This window comes from Rickettsia endosymbiont of Cantharis rufa, assembly GCF_964026445.1.
Lineage (GTDB): Bacteria > Pseudomonadota > Alphaproteobacteria > Rickettsiales > Rickettsiaceae > Rickettsia.
This window is the reverse complement of the sequence record NZ_OZ032150.1, coordinates 351,782-365,717: the sequence shown is the minus strand read 5'-3', so window position 1 is coordinate 365,717 and position 13,936 is coordinate 351,782. Positions and strand designations below refer to the sequence as shown.

Here is a 13,936-nt window from a genome sequence, read left to right as displayed (position 1 = left end):
GCTTTATTGCATCGCCCTGTTATGTCATTCCCGCGAAAGCGGGAATCCAGCGCAAAGCGAGATAAATCGAGCTTTTAAAAATCTTTAAAGTACTGAATTCCGCTTTCGCGGGAATGACATTGAAGTACGGGGATGGCAATAAAAAACATAATTTTAGAAAATACAGACCATGAAAATTTTAAAGCTTTTTATTTTTATACTCCTCATCTCTAAAAATTTTTATGCTTTAAGCATGGGGGCAAACGAACAACAAGAAACTTTAGAATGCGAGGGGGCAGTCGATAAAAAAACTCTGATAAATGCCTGGTATACAAATGAGCCTTACCAATATTTAATTACTACTTCAAATAATCATATTAACGTTTCCGGTATGGATATGGAATTAATTAATGCTATTGCCACAAAAACAGGCATCAACATTGAGTATAATCAAGATAGCTGGTATCAAGATCAATTAGATATTCAAATCGGCAATGCCGATATGACAGCAGGAGCTAGTTATACCACTGAAAGAAGTAACTATGCTTATTTTTCAAAACCTTATCGTCTCGAAGAATTATCATTATTTATTATTGACCCACTTGCCAAAAAGTTAAATTTCCAAAATGTTAATGAACTAATAGCACAAATACGTTTATTTAATCTTCAGTTAGGAATAGTAAAAGGTACTGTATACGGAGATCCTAAATTTACAGAGTTTTTATATAATGAGAAAAATCAAGATATAATTAGAATATATCAAAATAATATGGAGTTGATAAACGGAATAATCAAGAAAGAAATTGACGGTTTCATTAGCGATAGAATTGTCGGTGCCGTTAATATACTGGGAAGAGCAATAGACAGGAACATAGTAGAAGTTCCTTTAAATATTAAAACTCCTCTACATTTAATGTTTAGCAAAAAAACCGTATCTTTAAATATAGTTGAACAATTTAATTTTGCGATAGATGATTTTCTTGCAAGTAACGAGTATAAAAAAATTATTAGGACCTACATATACCATATTTTATTACCTAAATCTATAGATTCTCGTTGGTGTCATGTTATAGGTTTACTTGGTTGCCTTGCTTTTGCTTTTTCGGGAATTATTTTAAGTAGCAGACAAAATAGTACTTTATTCGGTACATTTTTATTTGCGGTATTACCGTCTATTAGTAGTTGTATAATGCTAGATTTAATAGTAAACCATGATACCGGACATTTAAACTTCTATTTTACTCCTTCTTATTTCTATTATATATTTGTAGTAGTTTTACTCGGTTTTACAATTATTAAGTTATTCAGCTATTATAATAAGCAGATCGCTGAAGATAATTATTTGGAGCAATCATTAGATAATATAGTAGCAATTTGCGATTCATTCGCACAAGCGACTTTTATAATTATAGGAGTTGTAATGGTTATTATTCACAAAATTGAGCCTCTAAGTTTTTGGGGACCGTTTTTTGCTTTCATTACAGCTAATTGTGGTGCAATATTACGAGATTTTATTATGAAAGAAAATTCAATTAAGAGGGTACCAAGAGGAGTTAGTATTGAAATCACCGTATTATGGGGTATAGCTTTTAGCGTATTATTAGATATGTACGGTAGTAATCCAAATTACCATACAATAAAATATTCAATGGTTATAGTAATTTCCGGGGCATTCATTACTAGTCTCTTAGTTTATCATTTTGGTTTTCTTGAGTGGCGATTCCGTAATGAAAAACTAGAGTTAGATACTGAAAAATGAAGATAGCTACTTGGAATATTAATTCCATAAAAACAAGACTCAATTTATTGCGTAATTTTTTATCTAACGAAAACCCTGATATTTTATTATTACAGGAAATAAAGTGCGAAACCGAGAAATTTCCTTTTGATGAATTATCCGATTTACCGTATAATTTTTATGTTCACGGACAAAAATCATATAACGGTGTTGCTATAATTTCAAAATTTCCTGCTGATGAAATAATTAAAGATTTTCCTAATAATTATTGTAGTGATCAAGCAAGATTCCTACAAATAAAATTATCATTACCTATAGGGTTTTGTAATATAATCTCACTCTATGCTCCTAACGGCTCATTTGTCGGTAGCGATAAATTTGCTTCAAAATTAGCATTTTACGATAGTTTTATCAATTATTTATCAACTAAAAAATCTTTTGACGAAAAAACTATCATCGGTGGTGATTTCAATATTGCACCGTTCGATATAGATGTATATTCACCTAAGCTACTTGCTGAAACTACTTGTTTTACTGAGGTTGAGCAAAAAAAATTACGAACTATTCTAAATTCCGGATTTGAGGATTTATATAGAATGGTACTTCCAAGTAAACAAGAATTTTCATGGTGGGATTATAGAGCCGGATGTTTTGAACAAAATAAAGGTATGAGGATTGATATGATCCTTGGTTGTAATAATAGTATTGACTATTTAGAAAATTGCTATATGGATTATAATTTAAGGACTCAAGAAAAACCTTCAGATCATATACCGGTAATTGCTAGTTTTAAAAAATAGCCAGTGAGCGCCATTGCCCGCGTGGATAGGTAAAGCCTACTCGATGTCATTCCGTTGATCGCAGGAATCCAAGAAAAAAGCATAAATACAGCAAATTCTTGAAATTAAAAGCTGAGGTTATCTCGCTTTATGCTGGATTCCTGCTTTCGCAGGAATGACATATGCAATCTATCAGTACAAAAATGATATAGATCACTTTTTAAAAAAATATATGTCTCCAAAATTTATAAAATGTTACGAAAAATATATGACGATTGTCAGTACAATCGGCAATTTTATGTTTTACGTACAAGCTCGTAAGATTTTCACCTGTAAATCTTCGGCTTCTGTTTCTATGCCCGCCTTTACTATAAGTGCTATTGCTTTTTGTAGCTGGCTTATATACGGTATTTTAATAAAAAACACACCTATTATAATAGCAAATATAGTAGGTTTTATAGAGGCATTACTAATTCTCTTAACCATAATAATATATTAACATTAATGACTAGGAAAATTATTGCTTTGGTTGGTCGTCCGAATGTAGGCAAATCAACATTATTCAATCGCTTAAGTATGCGTAAAAAAGCTATTGTTCACGATCTACCGGGCGTTACTAGGGATAGAAAATATACAGACGGCAAAATCGGCTCTTTTGAATTTTTGCTAATTGACACTCCAGGGCTTGAAGAGAATCCGTATGATATGGGTAAACGCCTAATAGAACAAACTACTAAAGCAATTTTAGAGGCAGATTTAATTTGCTTTATGGTTGACGGTAGAAGTGGAATATTACCGGATGATAAATTATTAAGTAATTTTGTCAGAAAATATAATAAACCTGCTGTATTGGTGGTTAATAAATGCGAGAAAGCTTTTGATTTCGATAAAGAATATTATAAGCTCGGATTCGATAGTATGGTCGCTATTTCAGCCGAACATGGCACGGGTTTAATTGATTTATATGATGAGGTTATTGCCAAGTTACCTGAGGAAGAATCAATCGAGACAAATATAGCCGATCCAATTAAAGGGGATTGTTTACAGATAGTAGTTAGCGGCAGACCTAACGCCGGAAAATCTACTTTTATAAATGCTCTTATTAACGATGAAAGGTTATTAACCGGTCCTGAAGCAGGTATTACTCGTGAATCAATTGAGATTGATTGGCAATATAAAAATAATCATATTAAATTGATCGATACGGCAGGACTTCGTAAGAAATCTACTATTACCGAATCACTTGAAAAATTATCGGCATCAGATGCTATTAATAGTATTAAATTTGCTAATACCGTAATTCTAATGATTGATGCTTTAGCTCCTTTAAAACAGCAAGATTTAAATATTGCAAGCCATGTAGTAAATGAAGGAAGAAGCATAGTTATAGTAGTGAATAAATGGGATTTAGTTAAAGAATCTGAAAAAGAAGTATTTCAGGAAGAGTTTTATTACCAAATAACTACTCATTTACCTCAGGTTAAAGGTATTCCAGTGCTATTCATTTCAGCTATAAATAAAAAAAATATTGAACAAGTTTTAGAGGCTTGTCTTAAAATTTATAAAATTTGGAATAAGGAAATAATTACTAGCAAATTAAATGAATGGCTTAATTTCACTACGGAAGCACATCCGCTACCTCTACAAAAAGGCGGTAAAAGAGTACGTGTAAAATATATGACTCAAACAAAAACTCGCCCACCTACTTTCAAATTATTTTCCAATAATCCGAAAAAAATTACCGATAGCTACACACGATATCTAGTAAATAATATGCGTGAAGCTTTCGATATGCCCGGCATTCCTATAAGATTTACTTACGTAAAAACTAAGAATCCGTATGTGTAGTTTAAAATTAAATAATTTACAAAATTTAAATTTACGTATGTACTTGTTTATACAATAAACAAGTACATTATTATGCAAAGTCAAATTAAAAAATGAGGGAATAGTTTAGGTATTAGAATACCTAAATATTTAGCTGGAAAATTACACGTTAGTGAAGGTACATTAGTTAGTTTAAAATTAGTTAATAATAGGGTCGCACCTCCATTTTGCAGATGTGGGTATTAAATGCTATACGTTCAATAAGAGTTCCGATGACTTTATCATGAATATCCAATGACTTGGAAAAACAAATTGTTTTACGTGTCAGTCTTTTGCATCTTGTTCTAAGATTTAAGTTACCCCGTTCTATCCGTTGAGTATATTTTTTACTAACAATGTGTTTTTTGGGATCTAATAACCTAGCATAACTTCCCTATCCATCTGTAAAGTAAAAAGTAACCTTAAAATCCTCCAGTTTTTTTCAGTAATGATTCTGATGTGCTATCACATCTTGTACCAAAAGTATAAGCAACTACTTTTAACAAAATCTTATCCAAAGAATATCAAAGCCATCTTTGTTTGGATTTATTCTGTACATAAGGCCATTGTTCATCTATTTCAGGAGCAATAATTACTTCTATCGTATTGATAGAATGATTTATCTTTTTTAACGCTAGATTTTTTTAAAACACGGATAACCGTATTGATACCCACTTTTAATACTCTTACTGTATCCCTAACTCCAGAGCCATTGATTGACATATCTACTATCTGAGTCTTGACTCCAGGCTTAGAGGCATTATTAATATATTACAGTTAAAAATATCGATTACACTGCTTGCATTGATATCTCTGTTGTTTTGAAATTGAATATCCCGCCTTTACTACTTTTTCTGTGTCGTTATAATATCTACACTTAACATCTATTCTTGATCTACACTTAACATCTATTCTTGCCATAACTCCTTAACTATAATTCTCTCTTATTACTGTTTGAGGATTATAGACTATTCATGCTAAGCTGCAATACGGGGGCGCGGCCAGAAATAGTTTGATTATTAGTACAGAAAAATCTGAATTGGATATATTACTAGACAATATTACTGATTCTAATCGTCATCATGAATTATTAAGTAATGATGAGACTAAAGGTAATGAAACATGGTAAATTATATACCGAAAAAAGATGATGTAGTTTGACTTGATTTTGGGCCGCAAAAAGGTAAAGAAATTCAAAACACACGCCCAGCGGTTGCTTTTAGCTCTTACAAATATAATCTCAAAAGCGGTCTTGCTTTATTTGCCCCTATTACTAGTCAAATAGAAAATTATCCATTTGAAGTGATAATAGATTTTCAGCAAATAAAGGGGGCGGTATTATGTGATCAGGTTAGATCAATAGATTTCAAAGTACGCAAAGCAAATAAAATTTTTAACATTAAATGAAATACTTGTAAATGAAATAATATATAAATTAAAATTACTTTTATAAAATAAAACATTCATTCTATCTATAGCAAGAAGATTACGAATTTTCTATCATCCTTGTAATTTCATAATGATACTTTGAATTTACCATATAATTTTAACAAAATATTAGCAAGATTTTTACTAGAACTCATCTATTTTGCTATATAATTCTTCTAAATGATGCTTTATTAGTCGCAATAACTTCGCTTCAGGGCTTAGGTTTTTCACTGCCCATTTTTTAATCCAAGGTTCGGCTAGCTGCCACATATTAACGTTCTTATCCAACTGTCTACCTATTCCTTCTACCATTATCAAAGTCTTTTGCAATAGCAACAATTCCGGTTGTACTTCCATGCCAAAATCTTCCGTGATTTTAAATAAGTGTGCGAGCAACTTACCTATGGAAATATTTTTCGTAGGCGTTCCTATTATAGGTTCGGTAACTGCTCTACAGCTCCCGGCGAATAAATCTAAATCAGTATTTGAGAGGATGTATCCTGCCCTTAAATGTACTTTAGCAACTAATTTATAATCACGCTTTAAAAAGCCGAATAGACTTTCAGCAACAGCTAAGCGGTCTTTTTCTTTAAGTCTGCCCATAATACCGAAATCAAGCAAAATTATCTTACCTTGCTTATTTACTAAAATATTTCCAGGGTGTAAATCAGCATGAAAAAATCCGTCTCTATAGGCTTGATTGAAAAACATTACGGCAAAATCCTGAGCTATTTTTTTTGGTTTTAAGCCCATTTCCTTTAGCAGCTTGGTATCATATATAGAAGTTCCGTCTAACCACTTGGTAGTTAGTATATTTTCTGATGTTAAATCCCAATATATTTTAGGAATTATCACATTAATATCATTTCGCATATTATCTGTAAGCTCGGAAGCTGCCGCCGCTTCTAACCTTAAATCAAGCTCAAATTTCATAGTTTCGTGAAATTTATCAACTACTTTAATCGGTTTTAGCCTTTTAGCTTTAGAAAATTTTGAAACGATTTTTGCAAGAAAATATAGCAGCTTAATATCACGGTTATATTTTTTATGAATATCGGGACGCAAAATTTTTACTGCAACATACTCACCGGTTGCTAGCCGTGCTTTATGTACCTGAGAGATTGAGGCAGCGGCTATAGGGGTATAGTCGAAGTGTAAGAAAAGGGGGGGCTCATTGCGAGCAGTCGTAGACTGCGTGGCAATCTCTTGTTTATTTGCTGAGATTGCTTCGTCGACATACATATCTCCTCGCAATGACATTATCAACTTTCTTGCCACGCCACTATCAAATGGAGGTAACTTATCTTGTAATAACCTTAAATAATCTGCTATCTCCGCCCCTACTAAATCGACTCTTGTCGAAAGAGCTTGTCCGAATTTAATATAAATGGGTCCAAGGCTACTTAAACAATCTATTAAGCGTTTACCGTAATCTTCGCGTGGTTTTTTGATTAATGATAGCGGAGCAGAAAATAACGCTAATATATAACCGATATACCTAAAATATTTAGGAATTCTAGCGTCAATTAGAATTTGCTTTTTACTAATGATGCGACAAATTCGTATTAAATTAAAAAAATTATAAATCATAATTTATATGCACTATGAATAGCAACTATTCCTCCGTTTAAGTTTTTATAACCGACTTCCTCAAAGCCAGCTTCTTTAATCATTATTCTAAACTCATCTTGTGAGGGGAATAAATCTATACTCTCGACTAAATACTCATATGCCTCTTTATTGCTCGTAATCATTTGACCTATAGTAGGTATAATATTAAATGAGTAAAATTTATAAAAATCTTTTAAGCACCCCTCTTTTACTTTTGAAAACTCAAGACATATAAACTTACCCATTGGCTTTAAAACCCTATATGCTTCCTTTAAAGCCTTATTTATGTCAGGTACGTTTCTAATACCAAACGCTATAGTATAATAATCGAAACTATTATCTAAAAAAGGCAGTTCTTCAGCACTTGCTACAGTAAATTTAAGGTTTTGAGATAAATTAAGATCTATTGCTTTTTTCTTAGCTTGCTTCGACATTTTTTCATTAATGTCGCTTAAAGTTACAGAGATATTATTTCCCCTATCTCTTGCTTTTTTAGCAAGTTTTAAGGCAATATCACCACTACCGCTAGCAACATCTAATATATGAGAGTTGAGATTTGGAATTTGTCTTATAAATTCATCTTTCCATAAGCGATGTAATCCAAAACTCATTAAGTCATTCATTAAATCATACTTATCAGCGACATTAGAAAAAACGTTATTTACTAATCCTTGTTTTTTAGTGTAATCTACTTTTTTAAAGCCAAAATTTGTTTGGTTCATAGTTTTTTATTATAATAATAGTATCAAATGCCAGAGCTTCCTGAAGTAGAAACTCTTAAAAACTCTCTAAAAGATAAGCTAATTGGGCTTGTTATAGAAAATATAGAGTTAAAAAGAGACAATTTGCGTTATAAATTATCCCCGCTTTTAGCTACAGAAATCTTAAATACTAATATACTGGATGTTAGGCGTCGTGCAAAATATTTAATTATAGATTTTAATAATGATTATTCTTTAATCGTTCATCTTGGCATGAGCGGTAGGTTTACTTTACAGCATTCTAACTATGAAGCCACAAAACACGATCATGTAATTTTTGATTTAAGTAACGGTGAGAAGTTAATTTTCAACGATACTAGACGATTCGGTATGATTTATAGTTTTAAAACTGTTCTTTTAGAAAAAGAATTTTTTTATAATCTAGCAATAGAACCGCTTTCTGATTTATTAACACTCGGATATTTAAAAAGCAAATTAATTGCACGAAAAATACCGATAAAAAATTTAATTATGGATAATGGAATTATAGTTGGGGTTGGCAATATTTATGCTTCAGAAAGTCTTCATTTAGCTCAAATTAATCCGGATAAATTAGGTAGCAATTTAAGAGATGATGAAATAGAAAATTTAATTAAATCAATTAGAAAAGTGTTAACTAAAGCTATAACTGCCGGTGGTACTACTCTTAAAGATTTTGTAAACGGCAATAGTAAACCAGGTTATTTTACTCAGCAACTTATGGTTTATGGTAGAGAAGGACAAAAATGCTTGAACTGCTCTGGTACTATTATCAAGACAAAACACTCAGGGAGAGCTACTTTTTATTGTGAAACTTGCCAATATACTTAACATACTTTTTAAAACTATTTATAAAGCATTTATTCAATTAATGTTGTAAAATATATGAAAATAAGCCCGTTGTTATGGCAGGAGGTAACGGTAAAAGATTATGACCACTATCATCTAAGGATAAACCGAAGCAGTTTACGAAAATAGTGGGGGAGCTAACGCTGCTACAAGAATCTTTAAATAGAAGTAAATTTTTAGGAAAACCTACAATAATAACTTCCAAAAAATATGAATTAATTACTAAAAAACAAGCAACTGAGATAAATGTAGAAATAGAATTAATTACCGAGCCTTTACAAAAAAATACTGCCGTTTGCGCTATTATTACGGCATTATCGGCTAAAGCACAAGGGTTTGATACCGTAGTTTTGTTATCTTCGGACCATCATATAGCGGATAATATAAATTACCTTAATACTGTAAATAAAACTTTATATTATGTTAATGAATTCGGTATTTGCACTATAGGTATTCCTATAAATACTATAAGCGCCGAGTATGGCTATATAAACACAGGATTATCAATTGCAGAAAATATTTGTCTAGTTGATCATTTCATTGAAAAACCTATATTAGAGCAAGCAAAAAAATATTTTCAAGGTAATGAATATTTTTGGAATTCAGGAATTTTTGTATACGATATTAACTTCTTCTTAAACTTAGCAATGAATCTTCAGTCTGATTTATTTTGTATTGCAGAAAACTCTTTCAATAATGCTATACAGAACGAAGATACTATAACAATAAATTGTGATGCTTATAACGAAATAGAAACTATTTCTATAGACAACGCCGTAATGGAATATATTTCGGGGATGGTTATGATAAAAGCCGATTTTGCTTGGAACGGTCTCGGTACTTGGCACTCCTTATTATAGGTAAAACACCAAAATATCAACGACAATTATTGTGAGGGGAACGCAGTAACAAGCAATACTACAAACTCTTTCATTAGTTCTAATAATAAATTAACTACCGTAGTAGGTCTTTACAATGTCATAATTATCGATACTATGATGCAGCTATAGTTTTCCAGAAAGTTAATAATAGACGATATTAACAGTAGGGATAAAAATGCCGGATATAGAGCCAAAGATATATCCAGCTGAATTTAAAGAATCAGCGATTAGATTAGCTATTGAGTCTAAGCAACCTTTTGCTCAAACAGCTAGAGAACTAGGAATTACGAAGTATAGTCTATATAATTGGGTTAATAAACATTCAAAACTCAAGGAAGTAATGAGATATGAAGAACATCTGTATGATGAATTAAGGAGATTGAAGAAGAACTAGATAGAGTAACACAAGAACGTGATCTATTAAAAAGGCTGCCGCGTACTTTGCAAAAGAATCCCAATAAGGTACGCATGGATAAAGGAAAACAGAGGTAATTTTTCCATTTCTGCTATGTGTAAATTTATGAAAGTATCACGTAATGGTTATTATGAATGGTTAAATAATCTTGGATGTAATAGGGTTAAAGAAGGTAATGAATTAACAAACAGAATTGAAATTATCTTTAAAGAAGGTAGAGGTAATTATGGAACTAGACCTATTAAAAAGGAACTATCACGGCAAGATATAACTGCTAGTAGGAGACGCATTGCAAGACTAATAAAAGAAGCTAATTTGCTATGTAAAACTAAACGTAAATTTAAAGCCATTACTGACTCTAATCATAATAAGCAAATTGCTCCTAATTTATTAAATAGAGAGTTTACAGTTTATGCTGCTAATTGTTATTGGGTTGGAGACATAACCTATGTGCCAACTGGTGAAGGCTGGCTATATTTAGCAACTGTTATTGATCTATTTTCTAGAAAAATTATAGGATGGTCTATGAGTAATAACATGAGAGCTGATTTGGTTAATAATGCTTTATTAATGGCAATATGGCAACGTAAACCAGCAAAAGGGCTTATTTGGCATACTGATAGAGGTAGTCAATATTGTTCTGATAGTCATTTAAAAATTATAAAACAACATGGTATCAAACAGAGTATGGGTCGTAAAGGAAATTGCTTGGATAATGCTGTTGCTGAAAGTTTCTTTCATACTATAAAAACAGAATTAATGTATCAATATAAATTTAAAACTAAGGAGGAAGCAAAATATGCCATATTTGAATATATAGAGGTATTTTATAACCGTATCAGAATGTATTCTGCTAACGATTATTTATCACCAGTAAGATATGAAGAGATACAAAATTGCGCTTAAACAACTGTCCGGAAAAGTGTTGATAGATCACTATGAATGGTCTTTTAGTTGCCGATAAATCAAAAATGAATAAAATCGAAGAATTAGTAATGAAAGTAGGAGAAAATTAAAGTATGAATCTTGAACAACCTAGAATTTTATTTAAAGCACTCCTTAAAGGAAAATTAAACTCATCACCACATTATGAAATTTATGGGGAAGCTTTTTTCTACAACTTCAGCTTTAAAAAAAAGAAGAACAGTTAGAAGAAATATTAAAAAGCTTAGAATCAGATGTTATGCAGGGCCGTCATGAGGCTTGCTGCATTCTTGTCAAAGTAAATGCAATAGGTTTTTATCAGCAGAAAGATGAGTATAGTGCTGTGTTGTTAACATTGATCGGCTATAAACTGGGAAATCAAGAATGTCAGCAGTTTGTTGCAGCGGCTCCAACAAAATATGCATTTCTTGAGCATACTGCTAATTATTTCGTTCAAAATTATATAGGACGATCTGATATCACTTTTGATGATGCTATATTATCATCTGCTTGCTCCGATACTTTAAATACCTCAATACTAGGAGACCCAAATTATAATAACATGTATAATCTTGGTTGAACATATATTATGATATAATTTATCGCTAATAAGGCTATTGACATAGCGTTATTGCTTATATATCCTATTTTTATGAGGCTTAAACCTGATCATTATAGCTAATCTTATAAACTTCAAAATCTGTAAGTTATAGGAACAACTTAGTAATAAAGAGGTTCATTTTAGTTGAGTTACAACATGGAAAATACTACGGAAAAACAAATAATAATATCTGAATTCAAAAATGATGAGGGTATAGATGAAGAAGAGAGAAAATTAAAAGCAGAAGATTCACGAAAGCAGCTTAAAACAATACTAATAACATTTGGTATTATTTTGACCGGTTTTTTAACTTTTACTTATTTCTTTTTTAATTCCATAGAGGAAAAAGCGGAAGAATACAAACAACAGCAACAACAAAAAACTCAAAAAACTAATAACAATTGAATATTAACTTACCACAATTCTTCTTTAGTTATGATCTTGTTGTATGACTACTATATCATCCCCGCATGGTATTGTTGCTTGGATCAATTTTACCTCTGGTCATCCCGTGGTCAAGCCACGGAGTGACACAGTGAGTTCTACCGTTCTACGCAGGCAGTACCCACTCGTAATGACTATTTTTATATTGCCTTAAGTTTAGGTTACTTGAAATTAGTTTTATCAAAATCATAGATAAAATCTTTGATAATAGGTACTATAAACTGTTTAAATTTACTTCCGCTAAATACCCCGTAATGCCCTACCCCTTTTTGTAAATGATATCTTTTCATTGATTCAGGTATGTTGGGGCAAAGTTTTAAAGCAGCTTTTGTTTGCCCTATTGCTGCAATGTCATCGAACTCCCCTTCAATACCGAGTAAAGCACATTTGGTAATATGTTTTAAATCGATCGGACGCTTCTCAGAAACTAATTTACCTCTTGCTAATGAAAATTGTTGGAATACTTCATCTATAGTTTGTAAATAAAACTCTGCCGGCATATCCATACCTGCTAAGTACTCATCATAAAATTTAATAGTATGATCGGCTTTTTTATAGTCACAATTTAATAGGCTTTGCCATAATTCTAAATGCGAATCCATGTGACGGAACAAGTTTAAACTCATAAAACCGGCAAGCTGGAGGAAGCCAGGATATACTTTTCTTCCATGACCGGGATAATTTGGCGGTACCTGCATTGTAACCATTTTGCAGAACCATTCTAAACTTTTACTTTGAGCAAATTCATTAACTACCGTAGGGTTTTTTCTTGCATCGATAGGACCGCCCATCAAAATCATTGAGCTTGGAACATTTGGACTATTATTTTCCGACATTAAACTAGTGGCAGCAAGCAGAGGTACGGTAGGTTGGCAAACTGCCATAGTGTGAATATTTGATCCCATAAAATTGATAAACTCCATTACGTAATCAATATAATCATCCATATCAAAATGCTCTGCTTCAAGTGGTACATAACTTGCTTCTGTCCAATCCGTAATATACACATTCGTATAAGGTAACAATTCTTGTACTGTTGATCTAAGTAAAGTAGCGTGATGCCCTGCCATAGGTGCTACTATTAATAATTTAGGTAATTCTTTTTTAAAACCTGTTTTTTCAAAATGCCTTAATTCGCAAAAAGGTTTTTTTAGTATAACTTTTTCATTTATGTTATAGGTTTTATCGTCAATTATTGTTTCAAGAATATTAAATTCAGGTTTTTCATATTTTCTAGTCATGCGTTCGCAAAGAGTTAAATAAGCATGCATAATTCTTGCAAAACCGTTATCTTCTAGTGACTCATGTTCATATGCTTCTTTTAGAATTTTTATGCCTAAATGCATTGGGGCAATTTGCGCTCTAAGCCCCTCTAACATATAATATGTATAATTAGTACTTAAATCACAGTTCATCATAATTTATCCCTAAATCTAAAAAATAATTAATATAATCATTTAGTTTAACATCAAAAATTTCTTTAGTAACATTAATTTTAGGATTCACGTCTTAAATTTTTATAGATGCGTGATAATAATGGTCTATGGGACTGTTAACAAAATAGCTTTAATTGATAATTAAATAGGTTTTTTAGCAAAAATTAATAAGATTTTTGCCGGAATAGTTATTCATATTTCAAAAAAATCTTATAATTTGCGGCAAAAAAGATTTTAATTAGCCT

16 protein-coding genes and 1 pseudogene are annotated in these 13,936 nt (G+C 31.5%); 11 read left to right on the top strand and 6 right to left on the bottom strand.

Features of this window, described 5'->3' with window-relative positions:
* Positions 1-169: 169 nt before the first annotated feature.
* From AAGD46_RS01955 to der, 4 genes are all read left to right on the top strand, one after another.
* The gene (locus AAGD46_RS01955) at positions 170-1,738 is read left to right on the top strand and encodes a transporter substrate-binding domain-containing protein (protein WP_341787553.1); all 1,569 of its coding nucleotides are present in this window, start codon (positions 170-172) and stop codon (positions 1,736-1,738) included.
* On the top strand, positions 1,735-2,517 hold the full coding sequence (xth, locus tag AAGD46_RS01950) for an exodeoxyribonuclease III (protein ID WP_341787552.1): 783 nt from the start codon (positions 1,735-1,737) through the stop codon (positions 2,515-2,517). Before AAGD46_RS01955 ends, xth begins: the two co-directional genes overlap by 4 nt.
* A gap of 211 nt (positions 2,518-2,728) precedes the next feature.
* The gene (locus AAGD46_RS01945; RefSeq protein ID WP_341787551.1) at positions 2,729-2,995 is read left to right on the top strand and encodes a SemiSWEET family sugar transporter; all 267 of its coding nucleotides are present in this window, start codon (positions 2,729-2,731) and stop codon (positions 2,993-2,995) included.
* A 5-nt stretch (positions 2,996-3,000) separates the two neighbouring features.
* On the top strand, positions 3,001-4,344 hold the full coding sequence (der, locus tag AAGD46_RS01940; protein WP_341787550.1) for a ribosome biogenesis GTPase Der: 1,344 nt from the start codon (positions 3,001-3,003) through the stop codon (positions 4,342-4,344).
* A 181-nt stretch (positions 4,345-4,525) separates the two neighbouring features.
* On the opposite strand, the gene AAGD46_RS08665 is transcribed toward der, so the two are convergent.
* The 3 genes from AAGD46_RS08665 to AAGD46_RS08655 form a co-directional block, all read right to left on the bottom strand.
* Positions 4,526-4,720: an IS1 family transposase gene (locus tag AAGD46_RS08665; RefSeq protein WP_410525960.1), complete on the bottom strand. Its 195-nt coding sequence runs from the start codon at positions 4,718-4,720 to the stop codon at positions 4,526-4,528.
* 166 nt (positions 4,721-4,886) lie between these two features.
* Positions 4,887-4,940: a hypothetical protein gene (locus AAGD46_RS08660; protein ID WP_410525954.1), complete on the bottom strand. Its 54-nt coding sequence runs from the start codon at positions 4,938-4,940 to the stop codon at positions 4,887-4,889.
* Between the two features lies 1 nt (position 4,941).
* Complete coding sequence (locus tag AAGD46_RS08655; RefSeq protein WP_341786690.1) at positions 4,942-5,085, bottom strand: IS1-like element transposase; 144 nt, start codon at positions 5,083-5,085, stop codon at positions 4,942-4,944.
* Between the two features lie 468 nt (positions 5,086-5,553).
* Here AAGD46_RS08655 and AAGD46_RS08650 point away from each other — a divergent pair, with 468 nt between their 5' ends.
* Entirely contained in the window at positions 5,554-5,769 is a 216-nt protein-coding gene (locus AAGD46_RS08650; RefSeq protein WP_410525959.1) for a type II toxin-antitoxin system PemK/MazF family toxin, read from the top strand.
* Between the two features lie 165 nt (positions 5,770-5,934).
* Here the strand turns inward: AAGD46_RS08650 and ubiB are convergent, their stop codons facing one another.
* Together ubiB and ubiE are read right to left on the bottom strand one after the other, a co-directional pair.
* Positions 5,935-7,380, bottom strand: a complete 1,446-nt coding sequence (gene ubiB / locus AAGD46_RS01930; RefSeq protein WP_341787549.1) for a 2-polyprenylphenol 6-hydroxylase — start codon at positions 7,378-7,380, stop codon at positions 5,935-5,937.
* Positions 7,377-8,123 (bottom strand): bifunctional demethylmenaquinone methyltransferase/2-methoxy-6-polyprenyl-1,4-benzoquinol methylase UbiE, encoded by a 747-nt coding sequence (gene ubiE / locus AAGD46_RS01925; protein WP_341787548.1) that lies wholly within the window; start codon positions 8,121-8,123, stop codon positions 7,377-7,379. Before ubiE ends, ubiB begins: the two co-directional genes overlap by 4 nt.
* Positions 8,124-8,150: 27 nt before the next feature.
* On the opposite strand from ubiE, the gene mutM reads away from it, so the two are divergent.
* The 6 genes and pseudogenes from mutM to AAGD46_RS01895 all read left to right on the top strand — a co-directional run bounded on the left by mutM (position 8,151) and on the right by AAGD46_RS01895 (position 12,216).
* Positions 8,151-8,972: a bifunctional DNA-formamidopyrimidine glycosylase/DNA-(apurinic or apyrimidinic site) lyase gene (mutM, locus tag AAGD46_RS01920; protein WP_341787547.1), complete on the top strand. Its 822-nt coding sequence runs from the start codon at positions 8,151-8,153 to the stop codon at positions 8,970-8,972.
* A 62-nt stretch (positions 8,973-9,034) separates the two neighbouring features.
* A pseudogene (locus tag AAGD46_RS01915) lies at positions 9,035-9,850 on the top strand (mannose-1-phosphate guanylyltransferase); the annotation flags it as partial.
* 196 nt (positions 9,851-10,046) lie between these two features.
* Positions 10,047-10,265, top strand: a complete 219-nt coding sequence (locus AAGD46_RS01910) for a transposase (protein WP_341786903.1) — start codon at positions 10,047-10,049, stop codon at positions 10,263-10,265.
* Between the two features lie 57 nt (positions 10,266-10,322).
* Positions 10,323-11,192 carry an IS3 family transposase gene (locus tag AAGD46_RS01905; RefSeq protein WP_341787868.1) on the top strand — a complete coding sequence of 290 codons (870 nt, stop codon included), beginning with the start codon at positions 10,323-10,325 and terminating at the stop codon, positions 11,190-11,192.
* 277 nt (positions 11,193-11,469) lie between these two features.
* Positions 11,470-11,790, top strand: a complete 321-nt coding sequence (locus AAGD46_RS01900) for a hypothetical protein (protein ID WP_341787546.1) — start codon at positions 11,470-11,472, stop codon at positions 11,788-11,790.
* Between the two features lie 177 nt (positions 11,791-11,967).
* Positions 11,968-12,216 (top strand): hypothetical protein, encoded by a 249-nt coding sequence (locus tag AAGD46_RS01895; RefSeq protein WP_341787545.1) that lies wholly within the window; start codon positions 11,968-11,970, stop codon positions 12,214-12,216.
* Positions 12,217-12,416: 200 nt separating this feature from the next.
* On the opposite strand, the gene AAGD46_RS01890 is transcribed toward AAGD46_RS01895, so the two are convergent.
* Positions 12,417-13,673: a polyhydroxyalkanoate depolymerase gene (locus tag AAGD46_RS01890; RefSeq protein ID WP_341787544.1), complete on the bottom strand. Its 1,257-nt coding sequence runs from the start codon at positions 13,671-13,673 to the stop codon at positions 12,417-12,419.
* Positions 13,674-13,936 lie beyond the last annotated feature (263 nt).